Here is an 18093-nt window from a genome sequence, read left to right as displayed (position 1 = left end):
GCGGTGGGCTTTGCCTCCATTCTTCTTGTTGACGGGTCAGCATCCGGTGATGAATGCATCCGTCGGCTTACGTAACCTGGATTTTTCTCGGCCAGGGGTATGACCACCACTTCCGATCTCCATGTGGTGGAGACCCGTCCCCTGCTCGCTCCCGCTCTGTTGCATGCGGATCTGCCGATTGACCCTGGAGCGGCGGATACGGTGGCCGGCGCCCGCCGCCGGATTCAATCCATCCTCAGCGGTGAAGATCGCCGCATGCTGGTGATCGTCGGTCCTTGTTCCGTGCACGACGTGGAGGCGGCACGGGAGTACGCCCGTCGTCTGGCACCGCTGCGCGAACGCCACATCAACGAGCTGGAAGTGGTGATGCGGGTCTATTTCGAGAAGCCCCGCACCACGGTGGGCTGGAAGGGTCTGATCAATGACCCCCACCTCGATGGCTCTTACGACATCAATACCGGGCTGCGTCTGTCCCGTTCATTGCTGCTGGATCTGGCCCGCGATGGCATGCCCACCGCCACGGAGCTGCTCGACCCAGTGGTTCCCCAATACATCGCCGACTTGATCAGCTGGACCGCCATCGGCGCCCGCACCACGGAAAGCCAGACCCACCGGGAGATGGCATCTGGGCTTTCGATGCCGATCGGCTACAAGAACAGCACCGATGGCAGCGCCACCATCGCCATCAATGCGATGCAGGCGGCCTCCAAGCCCCACCATTTCCTGGGCATCAACCACAGCGGTCAGGCCTCGATCGTGAGCACCACCGGCAATCCCCATGGCCATCTGGTGCTGCGTGGTGGCAATCGCGGCACCAATTTCCATCTGGAGGCGGTGGAATCTGCGGCAGCCGAGCTGGCGAATGCCGGTCTGGTGGATCGCTTGATGGTGGATTGCAGCCATGGCAATTCCAACAAGGACTATCGCCGCCAGGGCGAAGTGCTGCAGGCGGTCGCTGAGCAAGTGCAGCAGGGCTCCACCCATTTAATGGGCGTGATGCTGGAGAGCCATCTGGTGGAAGGCAACCAGAAGCTCAATGCTGATCGTGCGGCGATGACCTACGGCCAGAGCGTGACCGACGCTTGCATCAGCCTCGACACCACGGCTGGGCTGCTGGAGCAGCTGGCTTCTGCGGTTGCCGCTGCGCCTGTGGCTGTCTGATTTGGCACTCGCAAGGCGTGAGTGCCAGCTTTGTTATCAGTCAGTTTTGAAATGTAAGCGATTTCGTTAATACGTTTGCCTTGAACTTCGCTGGCTTATTTGATCACTACATTGTGGAGATCAAGCGCGGAGGCTCGGCCGTTGGTGTTTCTCCATTTTTTTGGCTTCGGCGACAGCCTGCGTCTGTTTGAGCTTGAGCAGCAGACCGGTCTATGGGTGAGGGGTTTCCGTCCGCTTCAACTCGATGGCCTGTTGCAGTGGTCCCAACGCGTGGCCGGTCAGCAGCACTGGGACGGTGATGCGCTTCAGCACCAGGTGATGCGTCTCTGGGTGGAGCGCTCTGATCAAATCAGTCGTTGGCAGGCAGGCTTACGCCAGCTGCCCGATGACCAGGTGTTGGTGGCGGGCCTTGGCAGTCAGGGCGACTGGTCCCGTCACTGGGAACGGATGCTGCGAGTCTGATGGCGACGCTGCCGGGCCCATGGTTCAGGTGCTGAACCATGGCCAGCTGAGGCCAACTGTCAACGGCACGGTGAGGTTGTCGATGCCCCATGGGCTGAGTTGTTCCAGGCCTGTTGCCAACAGGCTGATGGCCAGAAGGCCGGCAAGGCCGGGGCTTTCTGGTGCGACCCAGGCCAGCATGGCGAGCACGGTGAGGCTCACGGCGGCCATGGTGAGGGTGCCGGCGACTGATTTCGTCTGGCCCCAGATCTGCCAGTGGGGGGTGTGGGTGGCTCTTCCGATCAAGCCGGCCAGTCCGTCGCCGGCGGCCATCACCAGCACTCCCGCGCAGGCGGCCTGGGGTTGGTGGGGCCAGAACAGCAACAACAGGGTCGTGATGGCCAGGCCATAGGCGACTGTGCCGTAGCTATTGCGATCCACATCCTCGACGGCCGGAAGCCAACGCCAACGGTGATTGATCAGCGCCACCACCGTGATGGCTGTGGCGATCGGCACCGCCAAGGCTGCAGGGATCTGCAGCCACCAGGCCAGAGGCAGCACGGGGCCGGTTCCGATGTGAACAAGTTTTCGACTCAGCTCTTTCTGCCCAGGCCAGCGCCGGCGAGCGACCACGGCAAGCAGTAGGACCAGGCCCATCCAGAGCCCGATCACAACAACACCGACCAGGGGGCTCAAAGCAGCAGTGAAAGCAACGTTGGCCTGAAGGATGTCAGGCCGCCTGTTGATGGGTGGTCATCATCCGCAGCTTGAGAATGGCTTTGGCTTCCAACTGCCGCACGCGCTCCCGGGAGACGTTGATCTGCCGGCCGATTTCGGCCAGGGTCAGCGGCTCTTCGCCGTCGAGCCCAAATCGCAACTTGAGGATTTTCTGTTCCCTTTCGTTCAGCTGGGAGAGCCAGCCCCCCAGATGCTCCTTCTGGATGGAACGATCCATCCCTTCCATCGAATCTTCGCCGTTGGGGTCGGGAATCAATTCGCCAAGGGTGCTGCGGTCTTCTTCCCCGCGGGCATGGGCGTCCAAGGAGGCGCAGGGAGCGCTCTGGGAGATCAGGTCTTCCAGGTCACGGGGTTCGATCCCCATGGCGTGGGCCAGTTCCAGTCGATTGGGTTGGCGACCGAAGCGGTGCGACAACTCTCGGGAGATGCGGCGCATCTTGGAGAGTTTTTCGCTGATGTGGATCGGCAGGCGGATGGTTCGGGCGCTGTTGTCGATCGCCCGCGTCATGCCCTGGCGGATCCACCAGTAGGCGTAGGTTGAAAACTTGTACCCCATGGCTGGGTCAAATTTGTCGACGGCCCGCTCCAGCCCGATCGCTCCCTCTTGCACCAGATCCAGCAGCTCCAGGCCCTGGTTCTGATACTTCTTGGCCACGCTCACCACCAGGCGGAGGTTCGCTGCCATCATCCGATCGCGGGCCCGTTTGCCCATGCGGATTTTGTGGCGTTCCCGGGGAGTGCGCTCGTCTTCAGGCGTTTCCAACAGCTGTTTCATCGCTTGCACATGGTGGGCAAGCTCGATTTCCTCAGCTGGTGTGAGGAGTGGGATTCTGCCGATACTGCTCAGGTAATAGCCGATCGAATCGGTGGAGAGGCGGCCTCCCTGCTTGATCTGTCGCGCAGCTTGCGCTGCACGAGCCGATTGATCTGCGTTGCGAACACGTTTGGTGTTCGGCAACACAGGTTCCGACGGAGAGGTGGCTTTTGCACCTTCCGTGGATTCCAGAGGGATCCCCATCACCCTGGCCTCCTGAGATTTGATTTGCGCGAAACTTAGCACCGCGGCGGCAAGACGGAGGGTTCAAATATGAAATCTTCCCGTATAAAGATCGACCGAATCCTGCGTTGCTTTCTTTTACAGAATATTGCCCACTTTTTGCAAGTTTTTTGTTTCTTTAAGGCAGAATCGAGTGTCGGTGTGTAGTCCTGGTAACACTATGGTTTGCGGCTTGCCGTTTTTGGGGCTTTGGCGGCCGGGAGCCCCTGCCTCCAGTGCTTGCCCAGGCTTGTCTGAACGTGTTCACCACTGCGCAGGGGCTTGCGCTGGGTGAAGCTGCCATCACTGAGCATTTCCCAAGTGCCTTGATCGTCGTGGAGATAGCGATCGAGTAGGCGTTCGAGATGCTCGCGGAGTTCCGGTTCTTCCACGGGAGCGACGGCCTCCACGCGGCGATCAAGATTGCGGGGCATCCAGTCGGCACTGCCGATGTAAATCTCTGGGTCACCGTTATTGCCAAACCAGAAGATGCGGGAATGCTCCAGATAGCGGCCGATGATGCTCACCACCGTGATCGTTTCGCTGATGCCTTCCCGACCTGGGTAGAGGCAGCACATGCCGCGGATGATCAATTCGATCACCACCCCCGCCTGGGAGGCTTCGTAAAGCAGAGCAACGATGGCTGGATCCACCAGCGAGTTCATCTTGGCGCGGATGTGGCCGCCAAGTCCTTGCTTGGCGTGTCTGATTTCACGGCGGATTAGCCCCTCCATGCCTTTGCGCAAGGTGACCGGAGCCACCAGCAATTTGCGGAAGCTCTGCTGCTTTGAGAAGCCGGTGAGGTAATTGAAAAGTTCCACCAGGTCTTGCCCCAGTTCAGGCCGAGCCGAGAGCAGGCCGACGTCTGTGTAGAGCTTGGAGGTTTTTGAGTTGTAGTTGCCCGTGCCGATGTGCACGTAACTGCGCAGGCGCTGTTTCTCGCGCCGCACCACCAGAACGATCTTCGTGTGGGTCTTGAGGCCGATCACGCCGTACACCACATGCACGCCAGAACTCTCCAGGTGTTTGGCCCACTGGATGTTGTTGTCTTCATCGAAGCGGGCCTTGAGCTCCACAAGAGCCATCACCTGCTTGCCGTTTTCAGCCGCGCGAATCAGAGCGGCGATGATCGATGAATCCTTTGATGTGCGGTAAAGCGTCATCTTGATTCCCATCACATCGGGATCGTCTGCCGCCTGGTTGATGAATTCCTCCACCGACGTGGAGAACAGGTCGTAGGGGTGGTGCAGCAGCACATCCCGGCGTCGGATCACCGAGAAGATGCTCTGAAATTCCTCTTCTTTAATGGAGCCATCTTCGAGCAAGCCACGTTGGGTGCGCACCAGGCTGCTGTGGGTGTGGCCGCTGAGCTGTTCATCTTTGAGGCCATCGAGCGGTAGAGCGAGCAGGCTGAACAGATCGTCGAGTCCGAGAGGTCCATCGATTCGGTAGAGGTCGTCTTCGCTGACCGACATGCCTTCCATCAGCATCTCGAGCACGTCGTCGGGCATTTCATTGGCCACCTCAAGGCGCACCACTTCGCCGCCCATGCGCCGTTTGTGCAGGCCCTGCTCGATGGCGATCATCAGATCGTCGGCTTCCAGGTCCCGCAGCTCGAGATCGGCGTCTCGGGTCACGCGGAAGAAGTAGTGCCCTTCCACGGTCATGCCGGGAAACAGCAGGCCGATGTTGAATGCGACGACCTGCTCCAGGGGTACGGCGGTGTGCAGGGGCTCCTGCTCCGCATCGCTCAGATCCGTGGGAATCGCCACGAAGCGGGGCAACATCTTTTGCGGCACCTTCACCCGGGCCAATTGGCGTTGGCCACTGTCGGGGTCGACCACCAGGGCCGCCACGTTGAGGCTGAGGTTGCTGACAAACGGAAAGGGGTGGGCTGGGTCCACCGCGAGGGGGGTCAGCACCGGGAAGATCGCTGTCTGGAAGAAGTTATCGATCCAGAGGCGTTGCTGTTCGTTGAGCTGGGGGTAATCCAGCAGTTGAACGCTGTGCTTGCGCAGCTCTGTTTTGAGGTAGCTGCGGTAGTGCGTCTGTTGCTCTTCCAGCAACGGGATCAAGGTGCTGCGGATTGCTGTGAGTTGCTGCTGGGGGGTGCGGCCGTCAGCACTGGCCTTGCTGAGACCCGCTTCCACCTGAGACTTCAGTGATGCCACCCGCACCATGAAAAATTCATCGAGGTTGTTGCTGAAGATGGCGCTGAACTTGGCCTGCTCCAGCAGTGGGGTGCGCTGGTCGAGGGCCTGGCTGAGCACCCTCTTGTTGAAGGCAATCCAGCTCAGTTCCCGGTTGATGTAGAGATCAGGGGGCAGGGAACGGGCTGCCATCAGGGTGGGGTGGGGGTAATGCCTCTGTCGGCAACGTAGCAATCACATCACAGCGCTTCAGTGTTCTGGATTGCCGGCTCAGGCCTGCTGCGTCTGGGGGCGTTTGGGCAGGCTGCCCGCCACCAGAACAGCAACACCGATCAGCATTACGACGGCAAACCAGAAGGGGCTGGTGGGGCCGATGCGGTCGTAGCTGAAGCCGGCGGCTGAAGCCCCGAGGAACGTGCCCAGGCTCTGCAGACCCTGCAGGCCACCGAGGGCTGATCCTTGGCCATCATTTCCGAGTCGCCGGGAGACCAAGGCCCGCAGACAGGGGGTCACAAGACCCGTGCCAAGGGCCAGCAAGGCGACGGCGGTATACACCACCGGCACTGAATTGGCGGGGGTGGCGAGAGGCACCAGCAGGCAGCCGGTGGTGAGCAGCCCCAGGCCGGTGAGGGTGAGCCGCAGCTCACCGAAGCGTTTCACCAGTGGACCGATCAGGCCTCCCTGCACCACCATCGCGATCACGCCCACGAGGGCAAAGGCAGCTCCTGCCATCCCTTCAGTCCAGCGGAAGTTGTTGCGCAGATACAGCACCAGCACGGTGGTGAACCCGTTGAAGGTCATGAAAAAGCCGAAGAAAGCGATCGTGAGTCGCCTCACCTCCGGTTTGGAAAACACGCGGGCGAGCAGGGTGACAGGGTTCAGCTCCCGTTTGCGCGGTAACTGCCGGCGGGCCGCAGGCGGATGGGTTTCGGGCAGCAACCCCAGCACCACCATCAGATTGGTGAGGGCGAATGCGGTGGCGGCCCATGCCGGCAGGATGCGATTGACGTCGCCCAGTAGACCCCCCAGGCCAGGGCCGAGGGCGAAGCCCAGACCAAACGCCACGCCGATCAACCCGAAAGCCTTGGCACGGTTCTCCGGTGTGGTCACGTCGGCCAGAACGGCGGTGGCCGTGGCAGCGGTGCCACCGCTGGCACCGTCGATGATCCGGGCCAGGAACAGCATCGCCAGAGGGAGGCCGGCGGCGGCGGCACTGGGCCAGAGTTGCTGCCAAGGCAAGGTCAGCGTGGTCGCAAACAGGCCCATGCCCAGCACTGAGCCCAGCACGCAGATGCTGATCACCGGTTTGCGCCCGAAGCGGTCGCTCAGGGCGCCAATCAACGGAGCGACGGCGAATTGCGATAAGGCATAGGTGCCTGAGAGCAGTCCAACGGTGCTGCCGCTGCTGCTGAAGTCCTCCAGCAGGAAGGGAAGCAGCGGCAGAAAAATGCTTTCGCTCAGCCGGTCATTGAGGAGCGTGAGAAAGGCGCTCAGCAGAGTGGGGAACTTGTACCGTCTCACGGGAGATCGGGCTGGGGGAGGCCGAGAAGGTCCGTCACCCTCCCACAGAGGTCCGCCATGCGATCAGCTCGCTGAGCATGGCGGCAGCCCGACCGTCTTGCATGAAGGTCTCTGCGCTGTCCAATCCGGCTTCCAGCGTGGGTGCCTGGCCGGCCATCCAGAGATAGGCGCCGGCATTCCAACGCAGCGATGGCGCCAATGGACCTTGGTTCTGCAGTGCGTCGTGCGCTTGTTGTTGCCAGCTGTCGAGGTCGTTCCACTCCTGATCCGGCCCGAAGCAGCCGTGGTCGCGGGGATGAAGGATCAGACGCTCAGCGGGGCGTCCTGCGCTGATGCGGGCAGTGATGCAAGCCCGGCTGATGGGGAGATCGGTTCCGCCTTCCTGGCCTTTCACGGTGATGACCTCGTGTTCCCCAGCCAGGGAGAGGGCTTCCCAAGCCCGGCTTTCGGTGGGGGGATGCACAAAACCACTGATCAGCAGGTGGTCACCGGAGTGGGCAGTCCAGAGCAGTTCGGCACTGGCGATTGGTGGGCGTTTTCCCAGATCATCGCGGTGGGTGATCAGGGCATCGGCTAAGGGGAAGTGGCTGGGTTGGTGGATCAACGCCAAACCATGCTGATTGAACCCGCTTTGCACCTCAGCGAGCGACAGGCTGGCCAGCTCAAGGCCGAGCGCTTCGAACAGTTCCGCCGCTGTGATGCCGTATTTCACCGGCATGCGACCACCGGCATGAAACACCACCGGTTGCCCCGCGCTGAGCAGCACTAATGCGGTGAGTGGATAAAGGGGAGCTGTGCGCTTTCGCCCATCGAAGGGCATGCCAAAACACAATGGGCGACTTTGTCCGGATGCACTGTGAAGCGCAGGGCCCAGACGCCGGTAGGTGTCGACCATGCCGGTGAGCTCCTGGGGCTCGGGCCGACGGATGCGGTGAGCAATCAAAAAAGCACCGATCTGAGCATCACTGGCCTGGCCCGTCAGCATCATTTCGAGGGCTTCATCGGCCTCCGCTCTGCTGAGACCAGTGCTGGTGTGCTCACCACTGCCAACTTTACGCAGCAGCTCCTTGAACCGTTGGCGTGCGTCAGCGTCGGTTTTGGTCATCCAGCACACCCCGACACAAAAACGTGAGGAGAATCCTCAGCTTTAGACCGGCACCGCAGGGGTAACGGTTGTTACCAACGGCTCAGGCCTGTGTGGCTGCCATGGAGAGGGTGGTCGGGGTGATGTCGCCCTTCGGCGTAATACAGGCGCTCCACAATCAAGCTGGGGAATGAAGTGTTGTTGGCCGTGAAAGCGGATGAGGGCGTTGCTGAACGCGTCAAACGGCGCGCGAAAAGTTGAATCATGACTATCGATTATTCAGTAGTTCAATCGTGCTGTGTTTGATTGAAGACTGCTGTCGCGGTTGCTGCAGGAATGAAGGTGCTTGGAAGTGCTGTTTGGTAGTGAATGTGGCTTTTCTGATGCTTTGAAGGGGAGAAGCTTGCATCGCCGTAGAGCTTCCTGTGAAGGATTGACTCGATGCGGCACATCCATTGATTGATGGTTTCATGACTGCTTCTACGTTGACGCCTTCTCTGGCGGCTCCTTCTCAGGCCACGGTGACAGCCAGCTTGATGGCAGCGAAGAAGGCCAAAGGCATGAGCTTCGCTGATCTCGAGGCAGCCCTTGGTTTGGACGAAGTTTGGATCGCTTCACTCTTCTACGGGCAGGCCACTGCTTCAGCTGAGGAGGCTGAAAAATTGGCATCGCTGTTGTCGTTGGATCCGGCAATTACTGCTGCATTGCAGGAGTACCCCACCAAGGGGAGTCTGGAGCCGGTGATCCCCACGGATCCTCTGATTTATCGCTTTTACGAGATCATGCAGGTCTACGGCATGCCTCTAAAGGATGTGATTCAGGAGAAGTTCGGTGATGGCATCATGAGCGCGATCGACTTCACCCTGGATGTTGACAAGGTGGAAGATCCTAAGGGTGATCGCGTGAAGATCACCATGTGCGGAAAATTCCTTCCCTACAAAAAATGGTGATGGTCTGACGAGACTGGGGGAGCTTTGAGCCCGGGTTTCCCGGGCTTTTTTCATGCTTGTTTAGGTGCGATATTGCTGCTGCAATTGCTTGCAAGCCAGCTGCCTGCGTTCTCCGACTGGAAGGTTGTGGCTTAATTCCAGTAGCCAGCTTTGACTGCTTGGGGTGGCGATGCAACCCAGGGCTCGCAAAGCCGCCGCCGCCACGCTGTCGGACCCCGTGCCACTCAATTGCGCGAGGCGTTCACTGATCTCAGCCCCATCCCGGCGTTGGAGCAGCCGGATTGCTGCGAGCGCCACGGGTTCTCGAAAGTCGTTGAGTAGTGGTTCGCAGAGTTGCAACAACGTGGTGTCGTTGAGTTGGTAGGCATGGAAGCTGAGCAATTGCAGGCCTGCGAGACGCAGTTGCAGACCTGGCAAGCTCAGGGTGTGTTTGATCAACTCCAGCGGCAGCTCCCCTCCCCAACACGCCAAGGCCTGCAGCACCACCAGGGCTTGATCAGCATCTAATTCGCTGTCGATCTCATCAAGCAGCTGCAGCAACCAATCCCTGCTTTCCGGTTGATGGGTGAGCCCAGCGGCCAGGATTAATTCGTCTTGCACGCCGTGGCAAGCGATTAACTCCTGCACGAGGGGCCAACCCGTTTCGGCCAACATCCCGATTTTCTCGGCGAGGGCCCGCCGCAAGCCAAGAGAAAGGCTGGGAGAGTAAACCTCCCCCAGCCATTGGGGCTCCAGAGGAGCCCGTCGTGATGATTTGGAAAGCCGCTCCCAGAGAGCGGCTTCTTGGACATCGCTGTGCACTAGATCCTGATCAGCGGGCACCGAGTTCGGCGGCCAGTTCACGCTCCAGCTTGTCATCGTGCTCGGTCGGCAGCACGTTCTCAACTTTGGTGCGGTGGGTGCTGTAGAAGAGCATGCCGATGAACACCATGCCACCCACGATGTTGCCCAGGGTGACAGGCAGCCAGTTCCAGAAGATCACTTGAATCGGGCTCACTCCGGAACCCAGAATTGGACCCATGGTGTGCAGGAACTGATTCACCACGATGTGCTCCATGCCCATCGTTTGGAAGGCTGTAATCGGCAGCCAGCAGGCCAGAATTTTGCCGGGAACGCTCTTGCTCACGAGTGCCATGGTCACGCCCAGGCACACCAGCCAGTTGGCAACCACACCGCGCAGGAAGGCGAGGAAGAAACCCATCGCGCCAAGGTTCTCGTACTTCTTGACGACGTTGAGGATGTTCAGGTCGATGATTTTTTGAGCGACCTGCTGCCACATGCCGGCTTTGATGACGGTTGCATCACCAGCAGCAGCTGCTGCTTTGGTCGCCGCAGCTGCTGCCGCAGCGGACAGAGGCTCAACATTGAAGCCATTGGTGAGGCTGATGGCCATGATTACGGCCACCACGGCGGTGCCGATCCAGTTGCCGAACCAAACCCAGGCCCAGTTGCGGAAGGTGGCGCCCCAGGTGCTTTTGCCGGCCCAGGTGGCCATGGGGAGCAGGGCAAAGTTGCCGGTGACCAGCTCCATGCCGAACAGCACGATGCTGGCGAAGCCGAAGGGGAAGAGCAGCGAGCCCACAAAGGGTGCCTTGACGGTCAAGCCCACGGTGAGGGCGAGGATCACGGCCAGGCCCAGAATGGCGCCGGAATAGAACCCACGCAGCAGGAGGTTTTTAACGCTGACGGTGGCTTTTTTGCCGCCGGCGGCAATCATGCCGTCGACGAGCTCATTGGGTAGTACGTAGTCCATTGGTGAGGCAGAAACGCTGTTGCCGAGGTGAGGGTGGGTGTTCGAGGGCGTAAGAAGAGGCTCTTATGACCCCCAGATCCAGCGATCAGCCGCTGATTTTGTTCATCAATTTGGAGAACGCATCGCGCTGCTGGGCAGGGCGAGCAATTGGAGACTTTTCACTGCCGCTTGCACTCAACCAATTGACGAAGCGGGAAAACAGATCGCGGTTTTGAGACATGGATCCGGTGGGGTGAGGGGAGGGGAGAGCGCTGAAGGGGGAGCCCAAAAGCCATGGCTTCAAAAGAAAGCGCCACGGCCGTGGAAGGCTGATTCAGCTGCGGGGTTTGGCGCCGTACTTCTCGATCAGGAGTTGCTTCAACACGCCATGAATGTCTTCCGCGGGAACGGCTTTTTGGTGCAGTTCTCCGACTTGGGGGTCGGCGCCCTGAGAGCCGCCCACGGTGAGGGTGTAGCCCTCACCCATCACGCCCTCTTTGTTTTTGGCTTTGGTGCCGGTGAGGCCGATGGCGCCCATGTAGGCCTGGCCGCAGCTGTTGGGGCAGCCAGTCCAATGGATCTTTAGTTCTTCGGGGAGTTCCAGTTCCGCATCGAGTTTTGTGGCGATGTCCGCTGCCTGGTCTTTGGTGTTCACCAAGGCGAAATGGCAATAGGAGCTGCCTGTGCAGGAGACGGTGCCAGCGGAGATCGCACCGGGTTCCAGCGGGAAGCGTTGGACGAGAGCATCGCCCTGGAAGGCCTCAAGCTTGTCGTTGGGCAAGCCCACCAGGATCACATTTTGATCTTCGGTGAGGCGCACCTCGCCGTTTCCGTAATTGAGGCTTGCGGTGGCGAGGTCTTGAAGATCTTCAGCAGTGAGTCGGCCGACGGGAACGTGCAATCCGGCGTAGTGGAGCCCTTCTTGTTTTTGGGCATGAATGCCGTAGTGGGACCGCGGGGTTTCGTCGAAGACCGAGCCGGGGTCAGGGGTCAGGGGACCGAAGTTTTCCTCCACCATCGAGCGGAAGGCCTCAAGGCCCACCTGATCGAGGTACATCCGGAAGCGTCCTTTGGGGCGCTTGTCGCGTTCTCCGTTATCTCGCCAAGGGCGAATGACCGCGTCGGTGATTTTGCAGATTTCTTCTGGCTTCACCCAGGCATTGAGGGGCAAGGCGTAGGCATTCATCTGGGATGAAAGGACGCCACCGATCCAGACCCCGAAGCCCAGTTCACCGTTGTTTTCAACGGGGTGGAAGATGATGTCGTTGTGAAGCAGGAAGTTGTCTTTTGCACCTGCAACAGCCGTGTTCCACTTGCGCGGCAGATTGGAATACTCGGAATTGCCTTCTTCGTTGTTGGTGAGGAAGTTGTTGAGCTCTTGAGTGTAAGGACGGGTGTCGACGATTTCCTGGGGATCGATTCCAGCCAGAGGGTTGCCGGTGACGTTGCGTGGGTTGTCGAAGCCCGACTGAATCGTGCTCAATCCGGCTTCCTTCAGGCGTTTGAGGATCTCTGGAAGATCATTGAGCAGCACGCCGCGCAGCTGCAGGTTCTGGCGGGTGGTGATGTCGCAGCTGCCGTTTTCGCCGTAGCGCTCAACAATGGAACCCACAACGCGCAGTTGTTGGGCGTTGAGAATGCCGTTGGGGACCCGCAGGCGCAGCATGAACTTGCCGGGTGTCTTGGGGCGCCAGAACATCCCGTACCACTTCAGGCGCAGCTGCAGATCCGTTTCGTCGACCTGCTCCCAACCCATCTCGGCAAACTTATCGATCTCGCTGCCGACCAGCAGGCCGTCTTTATTGGCTTTGTTTTGCTCAATTTTGTTGAGCTTTTTGCCTTCTAGATAAGGGCGTGAGGGAGCGCTGCTGGTCATGGTGCAAGAAATACGTGGGAGGGAAAGCTCTGGGAGTGAGGTGGATCGGCTTAAGCCGTCTCATATCTGCAGCACCTCAACATCCGAGAGCGCTGGTAGCGGTTGTTTAGCGATCAGCGGTGGTGCATTTCGGTAACGGATGGAACAAAAATCGCTGGGTCTTGACTGGAAATTGGTGTTGGTTGATACATGCAAAGTCGCTGCAATCTGTATTGGCAGCTCAATGCAGCAGCTCAGGCTTCGCTTAGTACTGGCGTCCGACTTCGCCCAGCATGCGAACGGCTCCCTGGCGAATCATCGACCACACCTTGCCCATGGCCTCCAGGTCTTGATCAAGTTCGGAGCGTCCGCGGCTTTGGCCATAGGGCTCAAGCGAATTCCAGGTGTCTGGCTGGCGATAGTTTTCATAGGGATCGCTGTAACGACGCTCGTTGCCCATGGGCTCAGCCCAATGGCTGTCGTAAGCGTTATGGCTGTCGTACGCATTGCGGTAGCGGCGGTTTGCGTCCACTCGCTCGTCCCGATAGTGGTCGTCTTGGTCGCCGAAGTTGCTGTGGTCGACGTGGCGCCCGTGTTCGATCTCGTATTGGCTGGTTAGGAAGCGGTCAGCGTGATGTTCGTCGTCGTAATCGGATCTGAAGGATGGCCTGATGGGCTCTTCAACGCTGTGATCGTCCCGATAGCTCTCACGCTCCCACCGTTCCTCAAGGCGTCCATCGGTTCTGGCATCGACGCGGGCGCTCGAGACACGGTTGCGTCTGGAGCTGGCTTGGATGGCCAGACGGCGTTGGGTTTGATTCGGGCGACGGCGCTGACTCGTCATGATGCAGACCGATATGGCTAATGATTCGCAGACTCCATCAGTTCAGGGGGCGCAGCATCCGTGGCGGTTGTTACGGAAGCCAGCTTTTCTGTGTCCATTGCCACGGGCCGTCGACGCTTCTGTGGTTCAGTCCCCAGCGGTTTTGCGCCTGGTGGTGCATGGGCGTAGTGGCGGGGAAATACCGGCTTGTTTGGTGGATTTCGCTCAGGAGTTGGCCATTCAGCGCCAAGGTCCGGTCGAGCTAGAAGCGCTCACGGCAGAGCCTCTTCCGACCCAACCGGGCTGTCGCTACTGGTTGATGCCATTGCTGTTGTTGCCGGGCAGCCATGCCCGATCGGATCTGCCGCAGATTCGGGAGCGGATGCGCCGTGCAGGGGCCGACGTCACCATGGTGCCCTTTCTGGGGGCCTGGCCCCAATGGTGGGACTTGTTGCGGGGATGGATTGAGGCAGGCAAGGCTGATGGACAGAGCGTGGTGGTGGTGCACCACCCCCTGCGGCCTGGTTTGTCCAGCCGCTATCTGACGCTGTTGGGTGCACAACTGGGATGCGGTTTGGTGTCTGCTGATACCTGGGAGGTGCACGCCAGGCAGCATCCTTCCGCCTGTCCCCTTCCTCTGGCCCTCGCTCCAAACCGCATGGCGGAGGCGTTGCGGCAGGCTGGTGGATTGCCATCGCTGCTGGACGATCCACAGCTGCGTTCTGGTCTGATTTCCCTTCTGTCTCTCCTCCCGTGACTGATTCCTCTGCGGACCTCGTTGCATCTGAGGGCACTGTTGCGGGAACCGTGTATCTGGTCGGTGCAGGACCCGGAGATCCTGAGTTACTCACTCGCAAGGCCCATCGGTTGCTGGGATGCTGCGATGCCCTGGTCTACGACTCGCTGGTGCCGAAAGAGGTGCTCGATTTGGTGCCAGAAGGCTGTGAGCGTCACTTCGTGGGCAAACGTCGCGGTCATCATTCGGTTCCCCAGCCGAGCACGAATGCTGTGCTGGTGGAGCTCGCTCAGCGCCATGCCTGCGTGGTACGCCTCAAGGGAGGGGATCCCTTTCTGTTTGGTCGTGGTGGAGAGGAGGCTGCCCACCTCACGGCGCGGGGCGTTGCCGTGGAGGTGGTCCCGGGTGTGACCTCTGGAATTGCAGCCCCTGCTTATGCCGGTATCCCCGTCACCCATCGCCGGGCTGGTTCATCCGTCACGTTTGTGACCGGCCATGAGGAGATCGACAAACGTCGTCCTTCGGTGAACTGGCGTGCTTTGGCGACTGCGAGCGATGGCCTGGTGATTTACATGGGCTTGCACAATCTTCCGCGCATTGCTGACGAGCTGATGGCGGGTGGATTAGCGGCGGAGACTCCCGTGGCGTTGATTCAGCAGGGCACTGTCGAGGGTCAGCGTTGCCTCACCTCCACCCTGACGTCGGTCGCGGAGGAGGCACGGGCCCAGGCCTTTGCGTCCCCTTCCATCGTGGTGGTGGGTGAGGTGGTGAATCAGCGCATCACGGCCTGTTCCCCGCAACCGGCTCCCGTCACGATGCCGATCCCGTTCTAGGGATTGGCGGGCCGATCCGCCGGTTCCCGCAGCCGTGGCATCAGTAGAGCCAGGTTGCAAGGGCGGGTGCCAGCATTCAGCTGAGCCTCAATCAAGCGCCCCCAGGCGGTTTGAACGGCATCCAGAGATCCGGGCAGCACAAACACAATCGTGCCGTTGGCAACGCCGGCAAGACAGCGGCTTTGCAGAGTGCTGGTGCCGATGGTCTCGAAGGACAGCACCCGGAAGAGTTCTCCAAAGCCTTCAATCTGTTTATCCAGCAGGGGCTGGATGGCCTCTGGGGTTCCATCCCTGCCGGTTAGTCCTGTCCCACCGCTGGTGATCACCACATCGACGCTGTCTGACGCAATCCAGCGACTCACTACTGCTCGCACCTGGTAGCGGTCATCCGGACAGATGCTGCGCTCCGCCAAGGCATGACCGGCCTGTTGGAGTTGATTCTGGAGGCAGTCGCCGCTGGGGTCATCGGCGAGGGTGCGGCGATCCGACACCGTGAGCAAGGCGATTCGAAGGGTCAGGGCCGGCGGTTGTGGCTGGGGTGGACGCTAAAACCAATCTGGACCTGCTGGAGTTGGGGATGGCGCAGAACGACGGGGGCTCGGTGACGGTGTTGTTGTTTGCGGCTCTTCGTGATCAGGCGGGCTGGGAGGAGCGTCGGCTGCCCTTGCCATCGGCGGGCACCACCTCGGTCCTTGATCTGTGGTCAGTGTTGGATCTGGGGCCCTGGTCGGGTTCGTTGCGGGTGGCGGTGAATCAAGTGCTGGTGGAGCCGCAATCGTTTGTGGTTGCAGGGGATGAACTCGCTTTTCTGCCCCCATTCACAGGTGGTTGAGATGGCGATACAGCAGCAGGTGGATGGGAGCGGTGGATCCTTGGTGGACGTGGTGATTCACCGGCAGCCGTTCAACCCCTGGTCGGCTTTGGAGGCTTGGTTGCCCGAGGCCGCTGCAAACGCTGTGTTTCTCGGCCGCGTGCGCCCGGAGGATCAACGGGGCGATTCGCTCGACGCTCTGGAGTTGGTGCATTACCCGGGCATGTGTGAGCAACGGATTCGCGATGACGCCGAGCGTTTGCGCCAGCTGCATGGAGCTGATCGCGTGCTGGTGCTGCACCGGGTTGGCAAGCTCCCTCCAGGCGAGCCGATCGTTCTCGTTGCTGTCACGGCGGATCGACGCGGTGCGGCGCAACGCTGTTGTGCTGCGGTGCTGGAAGCGCTGAAACACGAGGCCCCGTTCTGGAAAAGGGAATGGCGCGGGGGGCAAGGCACCTGGTTGGAGGCCAATACGCCGCTCTAGAGCAGGTTCAGAACAGGCTGCGGCGCAGCATCTGCGCCCAGAGCTGGCTCCCGGCCTCCAGTGGTCCTGCCTCAGCGGGAATCTCCAACAGCAGGTCGGCGCCCTGGAGGGAACCGATGCGCGATGACGCTTGTGATCCGTCGATGCGGGCGCAGATGCGGCCTTCATTGGTGATCTCGAGTCGTGCGCGGGCCAGTTCCGGTCGTCCCGGTCGCCGTTGGTAGCGATCCCCCAGTTCCACCTGGATGCGGGGGAAGAACTCGGGGGTTTGCTGCCCTTCAAGGCGTTGCAGCGCCGGCCACAGCAGTTGCAGCGCGGTGATCGCTGCCGCCACAGGATTGCCCGGTAACCCGAAAAACGGCACGTGGTCGCCGATCCAGCCAAAGGCGAAGGGGCGGCCCGGCTTCAGGAACAGCTTCCAGAAGTTCACCTCCCCGAGTTCAGCCACCAGAGGGCGGATCCAGTCGCTATCGCCGGCGGAGACGCCCCCCGTGGTCACCACCACATCGCAGAGAGTCGAGAGGTCGCGCAAGGCGTGCCGCAAGGCCTCCGGTTGATCGGGCGCGACGCGCTTGTGCTGGATGCTGTAGCCGAGTTGCTCCAACATCGCCTCCAGCAGGGTGCTGTTGCTCTCCCAGATCGCTCCTTCTGGTCGTGGTTCCCCGGGAGGGATCAATTCATCGCCGCTCACCAGCAGGCCAATGCGTGGCTTTGGGCGCACCTTGAGTGTGGCAACACCGCACCCGGCGAGGCGACCGAGATCGGCGGCCCCGAGGCGCACCCCAGCGGGCAGCAGGCTGTCGCCGCTGCGGCACTCTTCATCGGCAGCTCGGATCCAGGGTGATGACGAGGCGTCTCGCGCCAGGGTGATCGCTTCGGGGGAGGCCTCCACCATTTCCTGCGGCAGAACCCAGTCGGCACCGGGAGGCAAAGGTGCTCCGGTGAGAATTCGGATTGCCTCGCCAGGTTTCAGGGCTCCCGGGAAGGGGCTGCCGGCGGCGGACCGGCCTTTCAGGCTCCACTGATCCCCCACTTGGGGTTGATGGTCCTGCCCCAGGGCGTAGCCATCCATGATCGACGCGCGAAAGCCCGGCACGGCGGCTGTGGCTTTGACGATGCTGCAGTTGACGCGGCCCAGGCAATCGGCGAGAGGCAAGGTCTCTTCACCACGGTGCAGGCCGGATGGCAGCGCAGTCAGGAGCCGTTGGCGGGCCTGATCGAGGGGGAGACCCTCGCGGCCATAGGGCTCAGCGGGTCCAGACACCGTTGCGCCCTCCTTCTTTGCGGACCAATTGAATCGCGCTGAGGGTCATGCCCGGATCCACGGCTTTGAGCATGTCGTAAAGAGTCAGCAGCCCGACCGACACGGCGGTCATCGCTTCCATTTCCACGCCGGTTTGGTTGGTGGTGCGGCAGCAACAGGTGATGGTGAGCCCAGGCAGCTGCCCATCCGGTTCGATGGTTACCTCCATGCCGCTGAGGGGTAGGGGGTGGCAGAGGGGGATCAGTTCCCAGGTGCGTTTGGCGGCTTGGATCGCCGCTACGCGCGCGACGGCCAGCACATCCCCTTTCGGGGTTTCGCCCCGCTCGATCAGGCCAAGGGTGGTTGCATCCATGCGGATGCAGCCCTGCGCGATGGCTTCACGTTTGGTGGCTGGGCGATCGCCCACCTCCACCATGTGCACCTCTCCGTCTTGGTTGAGGTGGCTGAGGGTCTCACCCATCTGTGGATGGTGGT

At 60.8% G+C, this 18093-nt stretch carries 20 protein-coding genes; 7 read left to right on the top strand and 13 right to left on the bottom strand.

Annotated elements, in window-relative coordinates; translation table 11 throughout:
- The first annotated feature begins 99 nt into the window (after positions 1 to 99).
- Both RS9916_RS10565 and RS9916_RS10560 read left to right on the top strand, forming a co-directional pair.
- Complete coding sequence (locus RS9916_RS10565) at positions 100 to 1161, top strand: 3-deoxy-7-phosphoheptulonate synthase (protein ID WP_007099401.1); 1062 nt, start codon at positions 100 to 102, stop codon at positions 1159 to 1161.
- A gap of 144 nt (positions 1162 to 1305) precedes the next feature.
- Positions 1306 to 1623 (top strand): hypothetical protein, encoded by a 318-nt coding sequence (locus tag RS9916_RS10560; protein WP_369791595.1) that lies wholly within the window; start codon positions 1306 to 1308, stop codon positions 1621 to 1623.
- 24 nt (positions 1624 to 1647) lie between these two features.
- Here the strand turns inward: RS9916_RS10560 and RS9916_RS10555 are convergent, their stop codons facing one another.
- From RS9916_RS10555 to RS9916_RS14560, 6 genes are all read right to left on the bottom strand, one after another.
- Entirely contained in the window at positions 1648 to 2259 is a 612-nt protein-coding gene (locus tag RS9916_RS10555; protein WP_050752329.1) for a diacylglycerol/polyprenol kinase family protein, read from the bottom strand.
- A 73-nt stretch (positions 2260 to 2332) separates the two neighbouring features.
- Entirely contained in the window at positions 2333 to 3358 is a 1026-nt protein-coding gene (locus tag RS9916_RS10550; protein ID WP_007099398.1) for an RpoD/SigA family RNA polymerase sigma factor, read from the bottom strand.
- Positions 3359 to 3555: 197 nt separating this feature from the next.
- The gene (ppk1, locus tag RS9916_RS10545; protein WP_007099397.1) at positions 3556 to 5718 is read right to left on the bottom strand and encodes a polyphosphate kinase 1; all 2163 of its coding nucleotides are present in this window, start codon (positions 5716 to 5718) and stop codon (positions 3556 to 3558) included.
- Between the two features lie 78 nt (positions 5719 to 5796).
- Positions 5797 to 7047, bottom strand: a complete 1251-nt coding sequence (locus RS9916_RS10540; protein ID WP_007099396.1) for a tetracycline resistance MFS efflux pump — start codon at positions 7045 to 7047, stop codon at positions 5797 to 5799.
- Between the two features lie 34 nt (positions 7048 to 7081).
- Positions 7082 to 8152, bottom strand: coding sequence for an anthranilate phosphoribosyltransferase family protein (locus RS9916_RS10535; RefSeq protein WP_007099395.1), 1071 nt, complete (start codon positions 8150 to 8152; stop codon positions 7082 to 7084).
- A 71-nt stretch (positions 8153 to 8223) separates the two neighbouring features.
- Positions 8224 to 8397, bottom strand: coding sequence for a hypothetical protein (locus RS9916_RS14560; RefSeq protein WP_156777529.1), 174 nt, complete (start codon positions 8395 to 8397; stop codon positions 8224 to 8226).
- 204 nt (positions 8398 to 8601) lie between these two features.
- Between RS9916_RS14560 and cynS the strand changes: the two genes are divergently transcribed.
- The gene (gene cynS, locus RS9916_RS10530) at positions 8602 to 9081 is read left to right on the top strand and encodes a cyanase (RefSeq protein WP_198003420.1); all 480 of its coding nucleotides are present in this window, start codon (positions 8602 to 8604) and stop codon (positions 9079 to 9081) included.
- Positions 9082 to 9141: 60 nt separating this feature from the next.
- Here cynS and RS9916_RS10525 read toward each other — a convergent pair whose 3' ends face one another.
- The 4 genes from RS9916_RS10525 to RS9916_RS15160 all read right to left on the bottom strand — a co-directional run bounded on the left by RS9916_RS10525 (position 9142) and on the right by RS9916_RS15160 (position 13512).
- On the bottom strand, positions 9142 to 9924 hold the full coding sequence (locus RS9916_RS10525) for a HEAT repeat domain-containing protein (RefSeq protein WP_007099392.1): 783 nt from the start codon (positions 9922 to 9924) through the stop codon (positions 9142 to 9144).
- Positions 9893 to 10834, bottom strand: coding sequence for a formate/nitrite transporter family protein (locus RS9916_RS10520; protein ID WP_007099391.1), 942 nt, complete (start codon positions 10832 to 10834; stop codon positions 9893 to 9895). Before RS9916_RS10520 ends, RS9916_RS10525 begins: the two co-directional genes overlap by 32 nt.
- 313 nt (positions 10835 to 11147) lie before the next feature.
- Positions 11148 to 12689 (bottom strand): ferredoxin--nitrite reductase, encoded by a 1542-nt coding sequence (locus RS9916_RS10510; protein WP_007099389.1) that lies wholly within the window; start codon positions 12687 to 12689, stop codon positions 11148 to 11150.
- Between the two features lie 244 nt (positions 12690 to 12933).
- Positions 12934 to 13512 carry a hypothetical protein gene (locus RS9916_RS15160; RefSeq protein ID WP_007099388.1) on the bottom strand — a complete coding sequence of 193 codons (579 nt, stop codon included), beginning with the start codon at positions 13510 to 13512 and terminating at the stop codon, positions 12934 to 12936.
- Positions 13513 to 13609: 97 nt separating this feature from the next.
- Here RS9916_RS15160 and RS9916_RS10500 point away from each other — a divergent pair, with 97 nt between their 5' ends.
- Both RS9916_RS10500 and cobA read left to right on the top strand, forming a co-directional pair.
- On the top strand, positions 13610 to 14248 hold the full coding sequence (locus RS9916_RS10500) for a hypothetical protein (protein ID WP_007099387.1): 639 nt from the start codon (positions 13610 to 13612) through the stop codon (positions 14246 to 14248).
- Entirely contained in the window at positions 14245 to 15060 is an 816-nt protein-coding gene (gene cobA, locus RS9916_RS10495; RefSeq protein WP_007099386.1) for a uroporphyrinogen-III C-methyltransferase, read from the top strand. The genes RS9916_RS10500 and cobA overlap by 4 nt, the downstream gene beginning before the upstream one ends.
- Here cobA and moaB read toward each other — a convergent pair.
- Positions 15057 to 15578 carry a molybdenum cofactor biosynthesis protein B gene (gene moaB / locus RS9916_RS10490; RefSeq protein WP_038023657.1) on the bottom strand — a complete coding sequence of 174 codons (522 nt, stop codon included), beginning with the start codon at positions 15576 to 15578 and terminating at the stop codon, positions 15057 to 15059. The two genes, cobA and moaB, sit on opposite strands and share 4 nt — an antisense overlap.
- A gap of 20 nt (positions 15579 to 15598) precedes the next feature.
- Between moaB and RS9916_RS10485 the strand changes: the two genes are divergently transcribed.
- Together RS9916_RS10485 and RS9916_RS10480 are read left to right on the top strand one after the other, a co-directional pair.
- Positions 15599 to 15892 carry a MoaD/ThiS family protein gene (locus tag RS9916_RS10485; protein ID WP_232199573.1) on the top strand — a complete coding sequence of 98 codons (294 nt, stop codon included), beginning with the start codon at positions 15599 to 15601 and terminating at the stop codon, positions 15890 to 15892.
- A 1-nt stretch (position 15893) separates the two neighbouring features.
- Positions 15894 to 16355: a molybdenum cofactor biosynthesis protein MoaE gene (locus RS9916_RS10480; protein ID WP_083773057.1), complete on the top strand. Its 462-nt coding sequence runs from the start codon at positions 15894 to 15896 to the stop codon at positions 16353 to 16355.
- Positions 16356 to 16362: 7 nt separating this feature from the next.
- Here the strand turns inward: RS9916_RS10480 and glp are convergent, their stop codons facing one another.
- Both glp and moaC read right to left on the bottom strand, forming a co-directional pair.
- Positions 16363 to 17619, bottom strand: a complete 1257-nt coding sequence (gene glp, locus RS9916_RS10475) for a gephyrin-like molybdotransferase Glp (protein ID WP_007099382.1) — start codon at positions 17617 to 17619, stop codon at positions 16363 to 16365.
- Entirely contained in the window at positions 17603 to 18079 is a 477-nt protein-coding gene (gene moaC / locus RS9916_RS10470; protein ID WP_007099381.1) for a cyclic pyranopterin monophosphate synthase MoaC, read from the bottom strand. Before moaC ends, glp begins: the two co-directional genes overlap by 17 nt.
- Positions 18080 to 18093: the final 14 nt, after the last annotated feature.

Source organism: Synechococcus sp. RS9916, from assembly GCF_000153825.1.
Classification (GTDB): domain Bacteria; phylum Cyanobacteriota; class Cyanobacteriia; order PCC-6307; family Cyanobiaceae; genus Synechococcus_C.
The sequence above is the reverse complement of the archived record's forward strand: the minus strand, read 5'-3'. Positions and strand labels throughout refer to the sequence as shown.